The 15,372-nt window shown below is 57.3% G+C and carries 15 protein-coding genes; 11 read left to right on the top strand and 4 right to left on the bottom strand.

The window, feature by feature from the left end; all coding sequences use genetic code 11:
- Positions 1 to 27: 27 nt before the first annotated feature.
- The 3 genes from P0R31_RS33860 to P0R31_RS33850 all read right to left on the bottom strand — a co-directional run bounded on the left by P0R31_RS33860 (position 28) and on the right by P0R31_RS33850 (position 5,696).
- Positions 28 to 921 (bottom strand): SctD/MshK family protein, encoded by an 894-nt coding sequence (locus P0R31_RS33860; protein WP_275519006.1) that lies wholly within the window; start codon positions 919 to 921, stop codon positions 28 to 30.
- A 1,525-nt stretch (positions 922 to 2,446) separates the two neighbouring features.
- Positions 2,447 to 4,240, bottom strand: coding sequence for an HrpF/NolX family T3SS translocon protein (locus tag P0R31_RS33855; RefSeq protein ID WP_157287327.1), 1,794 nt, complete (start codon positions 4,238 to 4,240; stop codon positions 2,447 to 2,449).
- A gap of 784 nt (positions 4,241 to 5,024) precedes the next feature.
- Positions 5,025 to 5,696 (bottom strand): nodulation protein NolW, encoded by a 672-nt coding sequence (locus P0R31_RS33850; protein WP_157287328.1) that lies wholly within the window; start codon positions 5,694 to 5,696, stop codon positions 5,025 to 5,027.
- Positions 5,697 to 5,903: 207 nt separating this feature from the next.
- Here P0R31_RS33850 and P0R31_RS33845 point away from each other — a divergent pair, with 207 nt between their 5' ends.
- From P0R31_RS33845 to P0R31_RS33795, 11 genes are all read left to right on the top strand, one after another.
- Positions 5,904 to 6,419: a nodulation protein NolB gene (locus P0R31_RS33845; protein ID WP_198400004.1), complete on the top strand. Its 516-nt coding sequence runs from the start codon at positions 5,904 to 5,906 to the stop codon at positions 6,417 to 6,419.
- A gap of 9 nt (positions 6,420 to 6,428) precedes the next feature.
- Positions 6,429 to 7,295: a type III secretion system inner membrane ring lipoprotein SctJ gene (gene sctJ / locus P0R31_RS33840; protein ID WP_157287329.1), complete on the top strand. Its 867-nt coding sequence runs from the start codon at positions 6,429 to 6,431 to the stop codon at positions 7,293 to 7,295.
- Between the two features lie 10 nt (positions 7,296 to 7,305).
- Positions 7,306 to 7,938 (top strand): nodulation protein NolU, encoded by a 633-nt coding sequence (locus tag P0R31_RS33835; RefSeq protein WP_198400005.1) that lies wholly within the window; start codon positions 7,306 to 7,308, stop codon positions 7,936 to 7,938.
- A complete protein-coding gene (sctL, locus tag P0R31_RS33830) occupies positions 7,935 to 8,558 on the top strand; it encodes a type III secretion system stator protein SctL (protein ID WP_157287330.1) in 624 nt (207 codons plus the stop codon). The genes P0R31_RS33835 and sctL overlap by 4 nt, the downstream gene beginning before the upstream one ends.
- Positions 8,555 to 9,910, top strand: a complete 1,356-nt coding sequence (sctN, locus tag P0R31_RS33825) for a type III secretion system ATPase SctN (RefSeq protein ID WP_157287331.1) — start codon at positions 8,555 to 8,557, stop codon at positions 9,908 to 9,910. Before sctL ends, sctN begins: the two co-directional genes overlap by 4 nt.
- The gene (locus P0R31_RS33820; RefSeq protein WP_275519004.1) at positions 9,886 to 10,422 is read left to right on the top strand and encodes a hypothetical protein; all 537 of its coding nucleotides are present in this window, start codon (positions 9,886 to 9,888) and stop codon (positions 10,420 to 10,422) included. The genes sctN and P0R31_RS33820 overlap by 25 nt, the downstream gene beginning before the upstream one ends.
- 44 nt (positions 10,423 to 10,466) lie before the next feature.
- On the top strand, positions 10,467 to 11,540 hold the full coding sequence (gene sctQ, locus P0R31_RS33815) for a type III secretion system cytoplasmic ring protein SctQ (RefSeq protein WP_157287332.1): 1,074 nt from the start codon (positions 10,467 to 10,469) through the stop codon (positions 11,538 to 11,540).
- Positions 11,533 to 12,198, top strand: a complete 666-nt coding sequence (gene sctR / locus P0R31_RS33810; RefSeq protein ID WP_157287333.1) for a type III secretion system export apparatus subunit SctR — start codon at positions 11,533 to 11,535, stop codon at positions 12,196 to 12,198. The genes sctQ and sctR overlap by 8 nt, the downstream gene beginning before the upstream one ends.
- 1 nt (position 12,199) lies before the next feature.
- Entirely contained in the window at positions 12,200 to 12,475 is a 276-nt protein-coding gene (locus tag P0R31_RS33805; protein WP_157287334.1) for a flagellar biosynthetic protein FliQ, read from the top strand.
- Positions 12,476 to 12,738: 263 nt separating this feature from the next.
- Complete coding sequence (sctT, locus tag P0R31_RS33800; protein WP_275519002.1) at positions 12,739 to 13,554, top strand: type III secretion system export apparatus subunit SctT; 816 nt, start codon at positions 12,739 to 12,741, stop codon at positions 13,552 to 13,554.
- A complete protein-coding gene (locus P0R31_RS33795; RefSeq protein WP_157287336.1) occupies positions 13,551 to 14,588 on the top strand; it encodes an EscU/YscU/HrcU family type III secretion system export apparatus switch protein in 1,038 nt (345 codons plus the stop codon). Before sctT ends, P0R31_RS33795 begins: the two co-directional genes overlap by 4 nt.
- A gap of 154 nt (positions 14,589 to 14,742) precedes the next feature.
- On the opposite strand, the gene P0R31_RS33790 is transcribed toward P0R31_RS33795, so the two are convergent.
- Positions 14,743 to 15,369, bottom strand: a complete 627-nt coding sequence (locus tag P0R31_RS33790; protein WP_157287337.1) for a CpaD family pilus assembly lipoprotein — start codon at positions 15,367 to 15,369, stop codon at positions 14,743 to 14,745.
- Positions 15,370 to 15,372 lie beyond the last annotated feature (3 nt).

Raw genomic sequence — 15,372 nt, 5'->3', positions numbered from 1 at the left:
TTTCCTTCTTAACTGCGGGCGGAAGCTTTAATAGGGCACGGCTACAAGCCGGCCGTTCCGGCTCAGCAGCACACGTCGCTCATCGATCCCATTGACGGTCCATCCGTTATTCAGCAGCGCGCCCACGAAATGCTTTTGACCAGCGATGACCAGATATGGCTCACTTCCGCGCCAAACGGCCTCGACAGAAATCGAGGACGGCGTCTTCTCCTCCTTGATGGCTACTGCATTGACGAGAACATATGCGCCATTTCTTTCGTGATCGAACCGTTCTTGGACTTCCCGCCATTTTGGGAGAGAGGCGGGCGTCACGGTACCGTCAGCAGCGACAACACCCGGCTCAGATCTGACTTTGATGTTGAAAAGGCCCGCTCTATCAACTTGCTCTTGCAGCCGTGCGGCAGCTGCGTCGGTGGTCGGAGCATCGGGAGCGTTGGGCGCCAGCTTAGGTGCGACTCCGACGGCCCGGGGCAAGTCGGCGGTCACGGCAACAGCGCTGTCCGTCTGGACGAAACTGGTTGAGACTGCGCCGACCGCGACAGAGCTGATCAGGACCGAGACGAGTACGGCGGTCGATCCGAGCCAGCGACCGATGGAGCCAGCTTGTTTAGAATCCTCTATGGAACAACGGATGGACATCTCGCCCGCATGTATGACGACGGGAAGAGGAACAATAACGCGCTCGTTCGGGGGACTTTGCTCGTGTCCCTCGATCCTGACTTCCCTAGCCAGAGGCTCGATTTGGATCGAATTGCAATGTGGGGTGATACGAAGGTGATGGCGTTCGAGTCCTTGTTCGATGAAGACCAAGTCAGCATCCAGGTCGCTACCGATCAGGGTCGATCCCGAGCCAAATTTGCCGGCCAGCCCCGTGTAAAGCCCCGACAGCACCTCGAAATGCAGGGAGTTTAATTCATTCACGATCGACGGTCTCTTGAACAGCGAGGGAGCCGTACGGCTCGTTGCGAGCTTTGCAGCTTACGCTATGCCAAGGAAAGGTGGGACGACGACGTCGTCCCACCTCATCCGTTACTGCACCCGCTCGTCGGCGACTTTCTTGATGCTCGTTAGCTCTGTTGAAACGACGCGAAGTTGCAAGTCCCTCTCGGTCACCTTGGTGGTTTCGCTAACCAGAGCGCCGATTTGCCTCTGCCAGGCGGCCTCTCCGGCAGCTTCAGCAGCTCCAGTACCAGCTGCAGCAATACCAGTGCCAGCCGCCCCACCTGCAGTCGAGGCATTAGTCGCGCCTACTTTATTAGGCATAGTTTTCTCCTGTTTGTTCGGGTGTTGCCGCTACTGGCGGCTCCTATTTCCTGACGTCGCAACATCCGACATCAGGAATCCTCCTCGCTAATGGTCTCATGGAAACGAGCTATTGCATTATTTGCCATTTGGAAGGCCGCAGCTCCGAGAGCGGCGTTAAATGCTTGGTTCCACGCGGCCTCTTGCGAACTACCGTCCGGATTTGACGTGCCACTTACAGGGCTGCTTGCACCGGGCGATTGACCGTGATCGTCATGGGCGTCGGGTGTGCGCGAGCCTTTCTTGTCACCACGAGCGGCATGGAGGTCGGAATCCACGCGCGCAGTGGCGCTCGAACTCGGAATGCGCATCGGCTTCTCCTATGTCAACTCGATCCTGCCGCAGTGGCTTTCCTCACTGTGCAAGCATTAGCTTTCGACAAGCTGACGGATCCAGGAAATTCAGCACCGGTTTTGGCGGATTAACGAATTCAACGTGATTGGTGCATCGGTCACGTGTGGAGATCGGATACTTGGCACCAAGAAGGACCATCATGTTATGAAGCCGTTTGATCGGGCGATTTTGTTGATCATCAAGCTTTGAGGTCCAGATGCTATAGCATCCCGCTCACAGTCGCCGGCGACACGTTTGCTTCCTTCCAGGCGCAGGCGGCGATGTGCCCAGATCGGACCAAACACGACCGGGAATGTTAAGCGTGCTGAGACGATTAGAGCGCGAAGGCAAATCCTTCAACCTGCCAAGGCCTCAGCGTCGTCGAGCGGTTCCCCGCTCAGCGGGCAAAGGCCACGCCTCGTGCGGTAGCAGCTGGCACATCCGCTCTGCCCGCATCTCACTGCGGTGTAAGCATTCTCGTCGACCTCATCTGGTTCAGTCGCGGTGTTAAGTTGAAAATCTTGACAAGTTCAGCGTCGGCTTTTGGAGCTGGATGGCCGCCTATCGAACTGTTGGCGCCGACATACGGCATTTGCGGCCGCTGCCGACCCGGCTGGACGAGTACAGCCGAACATAAATTGGGCCTTGATGAAAACCAACGACGCAAAGTCGTCGGATGTGGCTAAGGAGCTCCAACACGCTGGCAAAGCTTGCGCGTCCTACCGGTTTGCCGGTGGGACCCCACCGCACGGAGGCCGCGCAAGCTCGCCTAGCTACTCAGTTGTGATCTGAGAGCCCCAAGTCGCTCTGACTAGCTGTAAACGCTTGCAGCTTGCATGGCCTCAGACTCAATCCGCTCCTTTAGGGAGTTCAAATAGTCCTCCGCGTAAGACTGTGCCATCGAAACCGGAAGGTTGACGCCGGTCGTCGCGGCTTCTTGAATTGCCTGCTTCATCAAGCCTTCGCGCATGGCGAGTTTGACCTCAGGACCACCGATACAACCCACCGCCTGTGCCGCAAGACTGAGTCCCGCTTCTTCCAGTGCCTGCTTTATGTTGCCGCCCGTGATGGCTGTGTGCAGAAGATTTGCTGCTTGCGCCTCGCTCTCGAGTACCATTGACGCGAGATCGGCCAATTCGCCCAAACCTGGAATGAAGCCGAGTACACCAACTGCCGTCGCAGCCCAGTCGAGCACCTTGGAGCCCACCTTGAGCACGTCATCAAGGGTGTGCATGAAGGCGCCTCCGTTCTTCTTGGGTGACTTGATGTCCGGCTGGTCTGCCACGCCCATCATCATGTCCGCGACGGCGGCCTGATCGGCAGCAGTCTGAGCGCTGTGCGTCTTCAATTGGTGAGCGGTGCGGTTCGCAGCGGACATGTTGTTGAAGAAATGGGTGAAGTCGTTATTGCTGATCTCGCCGGAATCGACCGTGTGGCCGCCGCCGAAGTCGAAGAACTTGTGGTGGGTCTTGTAGCCTGTGATCGAGTTGTTCAGCAATCCGAACAGGAGAGGATCCGAAAGCAGCTGGGAGGCCGCCTTTCGCACGTCGGGCCCGAGACTCTTGTCATCGACAATACTCGCGAGCTTCTCCCGGGTCAGGTCACCCTTCCCGAAAAACGCGCCCTGGTTCTTGTTGATTGTACCCAGCGTATCCAACTCGGCATGCGTGAGGCTCATTGATGATGAAGCCGCCTGCAAGAAGTCCTCTTTGTGAACCTTATCTACCGAGCCGCCATACAACTGTTTCCATTCCTCCGGATGATTGAGGAAGTATTGAGCGGCTGCGAGAACCTGAGGTGGGCATTTGCCGGTTTTAGCCTCGCCATCAACGATCTGCCTGAAATCCGCGAGGCTCAGGTTCTTGGGCAAGTTCTCAGAATAGCGATAGAGCTCACGCAATGCGTCGGTCTGGGTCATAACGCACGGCTGGCCACTTCCGGTTCCGTCCGACGGAACGTAGTTATGCTCGTAGCTCCGCGCCTGCTGCTCCTGGAATGCTGCCACTTGTGAGTGATGATCGGAGAAGCCGGAGAGATCACCTGCCTTGATTTTCCCGCCGCAGCGGCCGTCGCCTTGTGAGCCTATCGCATAGAAGAGCTCCGGATCCTGCTGCAATGCCTCGATCGCCGCCTTCAGATCCGGCGGTGTGGAGGGGTCGTTCGCCAAATCTCCGAGCGACTTCCAATCGAGAGGGCATTTATCTTTATGACGGTTCAGCACCGACACAATCTGCAACTCAGTGCCGGTCAGGGTGCCACTGTTCCATGTGATCCGTGAGCTGGGTACTGGCGCGGCTGCAATCGCAGTGGAGCCCGCAGCAGAGGTTGACTGCGGGGGCTGGCCATACGCATCAGCATCCAATGCAGCCCTAATCTCAGGTGGCAAGATATTGCCCGTCAGCTGTATGAGCTCCTCCGTCAGGTCTTTGGTCAACTGCGAGGTCACATCTTGTGGTGCGGAATGATCGCCAGTCGTGTTCTTTAAGGCGTAGCTCGCTAGCATCGCCTCGAAACTTGACAGCTCCTGCGCCGGCGTCAGCCCGGGAGCAATCCCGGACAAAGCCACGTTCGAGTTGGCAGCTAGAGATAGGTTGTTTACTGACATTATGCATCCTGTGCTGTGAGATTGCGCCGCAGTCCTGTCACATCGTGCAGCCCGAGTTCGCGACAAACACCAAAGTGTTGATGGGCGGATCCCACAACTCCTGGCGGCTGCTCCCGGCGACTGAGTGGGCGTCCGGTGCTCAGGTCCGTGCGATCAAGAGGCTCATTGCCTGCTAGATATTGACCGCCTTATAGTAGCGGGAGTTAGCTTTCGAGAAGCTGACGGCGCTCAGAGGAATGCGCGAAGGGACATGGATGGGTGTTGCGCAAAGTTGCAGCGTATTTACAATACCCGCATCCACCCAGAATTTTCTGCCACTCCGTCGCGTCCTGACGCGGCAGATGGCAAAAATGGGAACTCGGGCCTGCGAATTCGCGGAAGATCGCGCGGGTTCGTGCAACAGGTCTAAATGATACGGCCGCGTCTCGTAGAGAATGCGGTGGCGAGTGGCCGCGCTTACCGCTCCGCTACGAGACGGTTAGGGCCTGCTCCATCAGCGCCGTGAAGCATCATGGATCGGACACCGTTGCCGGCAAATGTGCTCAAACAGTTGAGGGAGAGAGTCCTATTGTTCATAGGCAATCGTCGATTGTTGAGTGGAGCTAAAGGCGTAGTCACCCCAAGAATGACGCCGCCCAGCCGTCCAGTTGAAGGCATCCGTGCGCCAATCGGTGCATCACCGTCTGGCCTCGGGCTCTCATGCCGACAGCATCAGCTTTCGAAATGCTCACAAAGAATGCCGCGACCGCATTGAGTTCCCTTGTAAGCTACTCTTGCTGTCAATTCATCTCCGGCTTGGGCCAGGCGCGTGAGCCACGTTGTCTTGATGCGGCGCCTCGGGCGAAACAGGTCCCTCCGCTCGTCCATCACGAACGACCGTACTTGAGGAGCCCCGAAACAACATCAAGACCGACTCGGGCGGCGGCTTTGCGGCTGTCGTAAGATTTCGTCGCGCTTGGACCTCCGCCACTAGGCCTTTGAGCGTTTGGTCGACAAGCGCGATGAAGCGAGGCGGGCCAGAAGCGAAGACCAGTCCATCTTCCGGTGCAGCTCTTACGACGTAGCGTTCATCGGAAATTCTGAGTGCATCAAGTGCCGCCTTGAATGCATCGAAAGTGATCGGATTTAAGACAAGCAGGCGACTTTCCGCCTCGTGCGCGTCGGATACGTACAGCACCAGCCCGTCGTAGTACCACTGAAGATTATAAAGATTGGTCACGCGTTCGAGGAAATCTCGCGGCGCGAGATCCGGCATGCGCCCGCGAATCCGCCCCTTTACCTGGGGGCTGACATTGATCCGAATTTTCAAGTTGTTGCCGAACTCCTGCAGTGCGGCCGCGAGATCCTGATCCAGAACCGTGTAAGTATAAGGCGTGGATGGCAGCTCTAGGGGGGCGCCGAGCGCCCTAACGACACTCAAGGAGATGAAAACACCAACAATCAGAATGTTCTTCAACGTGTGCAGCCTCGTAGTTTGGATGAGTATTCCTGGCGGTCATGCGCTGGAATTCATCCAGAGTTGGAAGACGAAATTCGTCGCAAATTGGAAGCTAATCGTGATTTTTGGATGACGTAGCTCCTGATCCACGTCAGGTTTTGGTCAGCTCGCCTCGCTAGGGTGCTGAGCCGTTCACGGCAACGACAGCTAATAGACGCGAGAGCAATGATTTCTTCCGTGAAGTTTGGCGCTATCACGATCTCTGCCAACCTCGGCGAGTGTCTCACCGACGGGTGTTCATCGGCGCCGGGCAACTTTCATGAGCATCTTGCAAAGGCGGCATCGAAGCAGGGTGTCGCCTCTTTGGTGGCCGACAGCGCGTTGGCGCCGCCTGTACCAGAGGTTCAGCGTACAGTCGCGCAGACCGGTCCGCCGGGCGATCGCATCCTTCAGAATCTTTCTGCAGTGCACCTAGGCAAACCATATCCTTCGACTGCCCTTCCTTCGATCGGCGAGCCGGCACCTTCGAAGAGCGTCCAGCTTGGGCCTGCCGCGCAGCCTATCGCGCGCTCGGACGGAGTCGATGTCCATCCCGTCGGCAAACCAGAAGGTGCGGACAATTTCGAGTCGACGTTGCAGAATCTGCGGGATGTTTACAATGGTGTTATTCAGGTTTCGCTCATCTCCAAGAGTACCGGCGCCGTCGGTTCATCTCTGAACAAATTGTTATCAGCGGGCTGAGCGGCGGTGATGGCTCTGTTCGCGCAAAGAAAGATCGGCCGCGGCGCGCCTGCGGGAAGGCAGCTCCATGCTTTTCTGCTGTTGCCGCTTGTGCTGTTGCTAGCTGGCTGCAAGGCCGATCTCTATACAAAAGTTCATGAGCGTGAAGCCAACGAGATGCTTGCGCTTCTCCTCAGTAAGGGTGTCGATGCAGTCCGTGTTGTCGCTAAGGATGGTACCAGCACGATTCAGGTCGAAGAAAAGCAACTGGCCGTTTCGATAGAACTGCTGAATGACCAGGGCTTGCCGCGCCAAGTGTTCAAGAATCTTGGGGAGGTGTTCAAGGGATCGGGTCTGGTTGCGTCCCCGGTTGAGGAGCGCGCTCGTTACGTTTATGCCCTAAGCGAAGAATTGTCGCGCACGATCAACGATATCGATGGGGTTCTCTCCGCTCGGGTTCATGTTGTCTTGCCGAAGAATGACCTTTTGCGACAGGATGCGACCCCGTCTTCAGCGTCAGTCTTCATTCGACATGGCTCCAATGCGAAGCTCTCGGCCTTGTTGCCCCAGATCAAGATGCTCGTCGCCAACAGCATTGAAGGACTATCTTACGACAAGGTGGCCGTCGTTTTCGTGCCGGTTGAGCGGGCGCAGCATGAGATTTCCTCTGCACCAGCAGTTGCCTCGATCCAGCCAACCAAGTCCATGTCATCCTCCCTTCTTGCGGTCGTGGTCGGAGGTGCCGGCGCCGCGTTCGGCATTCTATCTTACGTCCTGCTGAGCACACGTGCGCGCCAGCTCGGTCAGTTCTGGCGGAAAGGGGCGAATATTGGCAAAGCGGCGGGTATGCCCGCCGTCCAAGCCGCCGGCAAAAGGCTGAACTCCGATGCGAGATAGGCGGAATGCAATGTCCGCAACGATGACATCCACCGAACCAAATCATTCGCTCAACCGAAATTCCGATCGGGCGCGCGAGCTTACTGCTTTAATCCATCCAAGCCGTTTTGCTGAACGGCTTGATGCGTCGCTGGCGGCTTCTACAGTGCTGCAACTGCAGAAAACTCCCAGACTGCAGGAAAGACTAGCCGAACTGCTGCTAGGCAGTGAACTGGTCTCGAGGGGAAGTCGCTGGGGAAGGGGCGCTCTGCTTGGGCATGATCCGCATCGTGCGGCACTGCTCGCTGGCGGTACTTGGCACGCCCGTTCGGTCTTGAAGCTGGTGTCAAAGCATGATCTTGCGCTACTGATCGGAAATATCGGTGCGGAAGCACATGCTTTCGCTATCCGACATGTATCCAGTGCCGTCGAGACCCAATTGATTGTCAATCCGGAGGCACTTTCGCAGCGGATTAAACATGACGGATATGCCTGCCTTGGCGCTTGGCTCAAGGAAGCCTCAGAGCTCGACCGTACGCGCGTGCTTCTCTGCTTACCTGTCGGGACCGCCGCGGAGAGCCCAGCCGCCGAACACCACAAAGCCGCGGGCCAATTGATGTCTTTGGTGATGACCCATTTGGCCTCGGAGACACGGCCGGCATGACCGCGGGTGAGCCAGCATTGCCAGAACGCCCGCAGATACGTCCGGTGGGTCCACTCATACCAGCCTCGGAACTTGGGATCTGGTACGATGCGGTACAGACGCGCGCGCTGGCAGAGCGGTATCTACAGCAGGTTCGCAACTGGGCAAGGAACGCTTATCAGCGCGAGCAGGCGCGCGGGCACTCCGAAGGCCTGAAGACAGGCTCGGACGAAATGGCGCGGCTGGTGGCTCGAGCTGCTTCCGAGCTGGCGCGACGAAAAGCCGTACTAGAACAGGAGCTGCCACAGCTCGTCATTGAGATCTTGAATGACTTGGTCGGCTCCTTCGACCCGGGCGAGATGTTAGTGAGGACGGTTCGTCACGCCATCGAGCAAAGATATGGCAGCGCGGAATTGTGCCTTCATGTGTCTCCCGTGAACATCGATGCCCTGATATGCGAGTTCGCGCCATTCGAGGGAACGCATGGGCGGCCTAAGGTCAGAATTGAACCGGACCCGGCTCTGACGCCGGACCAATGCGTCTTGTGGAGTGAGTTTGGTAATGTCGATCTAGGACTTACCGCGCAGCTCCGTACATTGCGTCTCGCCCTTGCCCCGCCTTCTCAAGAGGGCGAACCATGACTTCCCAAAGGCCAAGCTATGACGATGCGGCTGATGAAGGCGCTGTGCACGCGGCGTTATCATCTCTGAAATCTATAGCAAAGCATGTCGATACGTGTGCCGTGCGTGGACGGATCACCCGAGCCGTCGGCACCTTGGTCCACGCCGTGCTGCCAGGGGCCCGCGTTGGGGAACTGTGCCTATTGCAGGATCACAATACAGGATGGTCACTTGAGGCGGAGGTGATCGGTCTGCTGCCGGATGGGGTGTTACTCACGCCAATCGGCGACATGATAGGCATGTCTAACCGCGCGGAAGTGGTTCCGACCGGGCGGATGCAGGAAGTTCCAGTCGGTCCCGATTTGCTGGGCCGCGTCATCGATAGCTTCGGCCGTCCGCTCGACGGAAAGGGTCCAATAAAGACGACCCACACTCGCCCCCTCCGCGGCAGGGCACCCAACCCAATGAGGCGGCGCGGTATCGAGCAGCCTTTTCCGCTCGGCGTCCGCGTGCTCGACGGACTTCTGACCTGTGGCGAAGGCCAACGGATCGGAATTTATGGAGATGCCGGTTGCGGCAAGTCGACGCTGATGTCGCAAATTGTTAAAGGCGCGGATGCTGACGTCACCGTCGTTGCGCTTATAGGGGAGCGCGGACGTGAGGTGCGTGAATTCATCGAGCGCCACATTGGCGATGCCATCGATCGTACCATCGCTATCGTGGAGACCTCCGACCGGTCGGCAATGGAGCGCGCGCAATGTGCTCATACGGCGACGGCACTCGCCGAGTACTTTCGTGATCAAGGATTGCGTGTCGTTCTCATGATGGATTCATTGACGCGCTTCAGCCGCGCGATGCGTGAAATCGGCCTTGCCGCGGGAGAACCTCCAACGCGGCGCGGCTTTCCGCCCTCCGTCTTTGCACTTCTGCCGGGTCTGTTGGAACGTGCCGGTATGGGCGAGCAGGGCTCGATCACGGCCTTCTATACCGTGCTCGTCGAAGGTGACGGCACAGGCGATCCAATCGCCGAAGAGTCGCGCGGGATTCTCGATGGTCATATCATTCTCTCACGCGCTCTCGCATCGCGAGAGCATTTTCCTGCCATCGACGTGTTGTCGAGCCGAAGTCGCGTGATGGATGCGGTCGTCTCAGTGTCACATCGAAAGGCCGCCTCTTTCTTTCGAGATCTTCTTTCGCGCTATGATGAGGCCGAATTTTTGATCAAGGTCGGTGAGTACAAGCCAGGGGGCGATCCGCTGACTGACCGAGCAATCGCGTCGATCGAGGAGTTGCGAAATTTCTTGCGCCAGGGGCAGGATGAGCCGTCCACTTTTGAGGAGGCCGTCACGTGGATGTCGCGTCTGACCGCCTGAATCCCATCCAAGCGTCGAAATTGCGGCTGGTGAAGGACATGAGGGAGCGAAGTGCGCTTCGTCAATTATCCAACATGCAAGCCAAATGCCAAATTGCGGTTGAAGCGGTGGAGCAAGCTTCCAAGAAGGTTGCCAGCGCCGAGAAACGCCGCGCAAGCCTCGAAGCTGAACTTTATCTGAAACTCGCATCGTCTGATACGATGAGCGTCACCGAACTCGACCGTCGGTGCCATCTCGTCATTGGACGACTCACAGCTGAGATCGCATCTGCACTCCAGGCGCTTGAGCAAGCGCGCATCGCTCAAGAGCAGGCCCAGGCGGCGGTTGTTGAGGCGCGGTTCGCGTGGGCCAAGCGTTCGGCGGCGAGCCAGAAATGGCAGCAGATTGAGTGCGATGTTCAGCGCACGACCAACGCTCGTTCGGAGTTTGCAGCTGAAGTCGAAACGGACGATGAGGTCTTGCTCCGGTATCAGACTGGCTCGCGGAGCCAGGCTGCTGGCGTTTCGATTTAATGGCTGCTTCTCTTATGTCGGCGCGAACTTCCGATCCCGTGAACATGAGCGCGGAAAATGCGATCGGTGAACCAGCACGATTCGTGCCACCGCTAAGATTGTCGCATAGCGCGGTCTCGTGCCTCAATGAGATGGCCCTTCGGCGAACGGTTCTGAAGAGCCGCCTTGGCGATACGCCGGTCTCGATATGTATTAACCGGCTTGTGTGGCAGGCGCAGCCATCGACTGCGCCGATGCTTGACTGTACATTTCGCGTCGGGCCCGAAATGGCCGTCTTGTCGGTGCCGCGCCCGCTGGCGGAGGCATTGATTTCGACAGTGCAGCATGGCCTTACTTTGCCTTCGGACCCAACCCGCTCGCTCGTCCTCGAACTTGCGTTTGAATCATGGCTCACTCGACTTGAGGATCTGCTAGCGCGGGATTTGCAAATTATCCGCATCGACGAAGCAACGACGCAAGGCCCTTATCTGGAACTCGACATCGTCTACGGCACGCTCGCGGGCACGGCGCGGCTGTTCCTATTCTCGTGTCTGGACGGTTCGGTTCCGGCTGCGTTCTGTCAGTTAGGCGAGGTGATTCGCCAATTGCCCCGAGAAATGCGCAAGCTTTCCCCTGAGTTGCCCATCATGGTTGCCAGCGAGATTGGCTCGCTGCGCGTGTCCGTCGGGCTTGTTCGCCAAGCACAAACTGGCGATGCGCTGGTGCCGGACGTCATTCCCTTTGCGGGCGGTCAGATCATCCTGACTGCGGACAAATTGTGGGCGCCGGCTGAGTTTGCTGGCGACAGACTGATCTTGCGGGGCCCCTTCCGCCTGCAACCCCACCCTCTAAAGAGTGCATATATGATGACACGACCCCAGACCCAGCCATCGGCCTTGCCCTCTGAAACCGACATCGACAGTATTGAGATTACGCTCGTATTCGAATGCGGCCGCTGGCCTCTCCCGCTGGGTACGTTGAGAACCGTCAACGAAGGGCATGTCTTCGAACTTCGCCGTCCCGTTGACCGTCCGGTTGACATTATTGCCAATGGTCGATTGATCGGCCACGGCGACATCGTGCGTGTCGGGGAGGAATTGGCCATCAGGCTACGTGGTGGGTTGGCGGTCAATGACTGACATTCAGCCAGGCATCCTTGCGCTTCTCGCAGTGACGGTCGGCCTCGGTCTGCTGGCTTTCGCAGTCGTCTCGACCACGGCATTCATAAAAGTTTCCGTCGTTCTCTTCCTCGTGCGTAACGCGCTCGGGACCCAATCCATACCCCCGAACATCGTTCTATATGGCGCCGCATTGATCCTTACGGTCTTCATTGGTGCTCCAGTGCTGGAGCAGATCTACAACCGCGTTACCGCCCCGCAACTTCACTACCAAACGCTCGATGACTGGGCGACAGCCGCTAAGGAGGGAAGCGAGCCGCTGCGCGCTCACCTAAAAAAGTTCACCAATGAGGAGCAGCGCACGTTCTTCCTGTCATCCACAGAACATGTTTGGTCAGAGGAGATGCGGGGAAACGCTACAGCGGATGATTTTGCGATTCTTGTACCGTCCTTTCTAATCTCGGAATTAAAGCGTGCCTTTGAGATCGGCTTTCTTCTCTATCTTCCATTCATCACGATTGACCTGATTGTAACGACGATTCTGATGGCCATGGGCATGTCAATGGTATCGCCCACAATGATATCTGTTCCTTTTAAGCTCTTTCTGTTCGTCACGATCGACGGATGGTCGCGGCTCATGCACGGGTTGGTGTTAAGTTACGCCGCGCCCGGAGGTTAATATGGACGAGGCCAGCATCCTCACGCATTTGACCCGATCGCTCGTCCTCTTCATGATCTGGGTTCTGCCACCGCTCCTAGCAGCTCTCGTGGCCGGATTGCTTGTTGGCATCATACAGGCGGCAACGCAGCTCCAGGATCAAACCTTGCCGCTAACCGTGAAGCTCCTCGTCGTCGTCGCCGTCCTCGTTCTGTTTTCTCCGGTACTGAGCGCGCCGCTTATCGAACAAGCCCAGCATATCTTCACTGAGTTCCCCTCTCTCACATCGAGGTATTAGTTCGGAACTGAAAGGCCGAGTTTGTGAGAACAAAACCGCCCATCGGCATCACCCTTGAATTACCAAAGTGCGCCAGCTTACCGAGCGAGCATGAGAGTATGGGGATCGTCGGCCTACCGTGCAGGATCGCAGTTCGGCCGGTGCTCTCGTTGAGCGCTCATAAAACGAACGCCGCCGACTATCTGCGGCCTTCTGGCACCGAACATTAAGGCACGGCGAGCGGAGCCGGTTAGATCAGTTGAAGCGAACAACGGGCACCGCGAATGCATGCTTTGTCACCCACCGAGACGCAAGCTCTGATCCAGACTGCTGTCGAGTTCGTCGTTGCAGCGGGCCTTAGTGCCGCCCGGGCCCTAGGCATCATGTTGGTGCTTCCCGTATTCACGCGGCCGCAGATTAGCGGGATGATCCGCGCAAGCTTGACGATCGTGATCGGACTGCCATGCCTTGCGCATGTCAAGGCCGGTCTGCAGACCCTGGATCCGGCCACCCGTCTGGCCGCGGTCGCGTTTCTCGGTCTCAAAGAGATATTCATCGGGCTGCTGTTCGGGATGTTACTAAGTATACCGCTATGGAGCATCCAGGCAGTTGGCGACATCATTGACACGCAGCGGAGTGTTTCAAGCCAACTGGACGATCCTGCGACGCGCAGCCAAGCCTCCGCCACGGGTCTTTTTCTCGGAACTGCCGCGGTTACTATTTTCGTTGTGTCTGGAGGTCTACAGACGATGGTTCGGTGCCTCTATGGCAGCTATCTGATCTGGCCCGTGTACCGGCTACTACCTCCCCTAACAATGCAAGGGGCAATGGAATTTGTAGCGCTTCTCGATCATATCATGCATACGGCCCTGATAGTCTCCGGACCCGTGCTGGCACTGCTGCTCCTGATTGAGGTATCCCTCATGTTGCTCGGGCGGTTTGCGCCGCAAATTAAGCTGAACGACCTCTCTCCGACCATCAAGAACGCCGCCTTTGGCATCATCATGGTGAGTTACACCGTCTTCCTCATTGAATACATGGGAACGGAGATTATCCAGTTCGGCGGGGTGCTGGAGCGGCTCGGGAAATTCTTGAAATGAACGACTCGAGCGAAGAGAAGAAGCTTCCACCAACTCCTAAGAAGCTACGTCAGGGGCGTGAGAAAGGACAAATTCCGCGCAGCACCGATTTTGTGACCGCGCTCAGCATGTGCGCCGCGTTCGGCTGCCTATGTTTCCAAGCGAGCGCTATCGAGGACGTATGGCGTGAAGGGGTGCAGCTCGTCGACAAGCTCCAGGGGCAGCCCTTCAATGGTGCAGTTCGGCAGGCACTCGTCGGATTGATCGAACTTTCGTTAACGAGCGTTGCCCCAATCATCGCAGCGGCCGTGGCTGCAGCCATTCTAGCCAGTTTCTTGGCTGCTGGCGGGCTGACGTTCTCCATGGAGCCGCTGAAACCAAGCCTTGAGAAATTGAATCCCATCAAAGGGCTGAAACGGATTGTCTCTCAGAAGTCTATTGTCGAGCTTGGTAAGTCGCTGATCAAAGTGTTCGTTCTCGGCGTAACGTTGGTTTTCACCTCAGTCGCAAGTTGGAAGGCGCTGGTGTACCTGCCTGTCTGCGGTTTGGGTTGTTCTAGCTTTGTATTCAAAGAGCTCAAGTATCTAATCGAAATTGCTGCTCTTGCGTTTCTGATCGGCGGCTTGGCCGATCTGCTAATTCAGCGATGGTTGTTTTTGCGCGACATGCGCATGACGGAGAGTGAAGCGAAGCGCGAGTCTAAGGAACAGGACGGCAATCCACAGGTAAAGGGCGAACGCCGCCGGCTTCGTCGGGACTCGGCGAGTGAGCCGCCGCTCGGGATCAAGCGGGCGACATTGATAGTAACGGGCCCCGCGATGCTGATTGGACTTCGTTACGTTCGTGGGCAGACCGGAGCCCCCGTAATGGTGTGCCGCGGCGAGGACGAATTTGCTTCACAGCTGCTTGATCAGGCGAAAGCTCTGCATCTGAACATTATTCAGGAGCCTAGCTTGGCGCGTCAGTTAATCCGAAAGGGAATATTGGGAAAGGCCGTTCCGATGGACTGTTTCGAGGGGGTTGCAAAGGCAGTCTTTGCCGCCGGCCTCGTCTAGCTCGGCGCGCCAAAGCAATGCGTTCGGGGGCTCTAGTCAAAGACGCCATGACGCAACCTGATATCTGTGTGACGTCGTGAGAAACGGCGGAAGCAGATCGCAGCTTCTGCAGATGTTGGCCACAATATCGCCAAGGCTCTTGCTGCAAGAGTGTTCATTGGGATTCTGAAGGAACGCTATTTTGAGTGCCACCTTCCGAGTTGCCCTTGTTGCCCGCAGCGGTACTTCCGCGTGCGGTAAGGGGAAGCACCGCACGGTCACCACTGGTTGGCAAGACAGCTCTGTTCTCTAGTAGGTCGCCTGGATCGTTGACCGTGACAGCGAGGTTATTGCGGATCGAACAGCCAAGCGTTGGATCGAAGGAATTGTCGTCTACTGAAGGGCCGATGATTGAAAGAGATGGACAGAGCGGAGGACGTGCTTCGTACATGATCGCCTCGATTTGAACGCCGAAATGGCTGGGCAGATCTACGGGGGAAGCGGACAGGCGGATATTATAGGCAGGAACACCCATCGCCCGGGCCTCATGAGCCACCTGCGCAACGAGCCGGGGTGAACCATTGACGTCCAGATGAAGTGCATCCCGCCGACCGTGGCTGGCGTTCGCAATAAAATTTCGCAGACCAGACCTCTCAGAGCGACGAAGGCTCTGTAGTCGCAAGATACTAGTCTTTTGCTCAACTTGGATCGCTTGCTCAGTCGGCCTAGAATATATCGCAGCTGTGCATCCGCTTACGGTTGCCGCCACAGCGATCAAGAGGCCCAGGTTTCGTACGGTCATTCG

The sequence above is a fragment of the Bradyrhizobium yuanmingense genome (assembly GCF_029167105.1).
In the GTDB taxonomy this organism is placed as follows: Bacteria; Pseudomonadota; Alphaproteobacteria; order Rhizobiales; family Xanthobacteraceae; genus Bradyrhizobium; species Bradyrhizobium yuanmingense_A.
This window is presented reverse-complemented; position numbering and strand designations above follow the sequence as displayed.

Bases quoted from the DNA above. Each gene is read 5' to 3' on its own strand.
- P0R31_RS33855 (WP_157287327.1), bottom strand. From the start codon at position 4,240: ATGTCAGTAAACAACCTATCTCTAGCTGCCAACTCGAACGTGGCTTTG.
- P0R31_RS33845 (WP_198400004.1), top strand. From the start codon at position 5,904: ATGATTTCTTCCGTGAAGTTTGGCGCTATCACGATCTCTGCCAACCTC.
- sctJ (WP_157287329.1), top strand. From the start codon at position 6,429: ATGGCTCTGTTCGCGCAAAGAAAGATCGGCCGCGGCGCGCCTGCGGGA.
- P0R31_RS33835 (WP_198400005.1), top strand. From the start codon at position 7,306: ATGTCCGCAACGATGACATCCACCGAACCAAATCATTCGCTCAACCGA.
- sctL (WP_157287330.1), top strand. From the start codon at position 7,935: ATGACCGCGGGTGAGCCAGCATTGCCAGAACGCCCGCAGATACGTCCG.
- sctN (WP_157287331.1), top strand. From the start codon at position 8,555: ATGACTTCCCAAAGGCCAAGCTATGACGATGCGGCTGATGAAGGCGCT.
- sctQ (WP_157287332.1), top strand. From the start codon at position 10,467: ATGAGCGCGGAAAATGCGATCGGTGAACCAGCACGATTCGTGCCACCG.
- sctR (WP_157287333.1), top strand. From the start codon at position 11,533: ATGACTGACATTCAGCCAGGCATCCTTGCGCTTCTCGCAGTGACGGTC.
- P0R31_RS33805 (WP_157287334.1), top strand. From the start codon at position 12,200: ATGGACGAGGCCAGCATCCTCACGCATTTGACCCGATCGCTCGTCCTC.
- sctT (WP_275519002.1), top strand. From the start codon at position 12,739: ATGCATGCTTTGTCACCCACCGAGACGCAAGCTCTGATCCAGACTGCT.
- P0R31_RS33795 (WP_157287336.1), top strand. From the start codon at position 13,551: ATGAACGACTCGAGCGAAGAGAAGAAGCTTCCACCAACTCCTAAGAAG.
- P0R31_RS33790 (WP_157287337.1), bottom strand. From the start codon at position 15,369: ATGACCGTACGAAACCTGGGCCTCTTGATCGCTGTGGCGGCAACCGTA.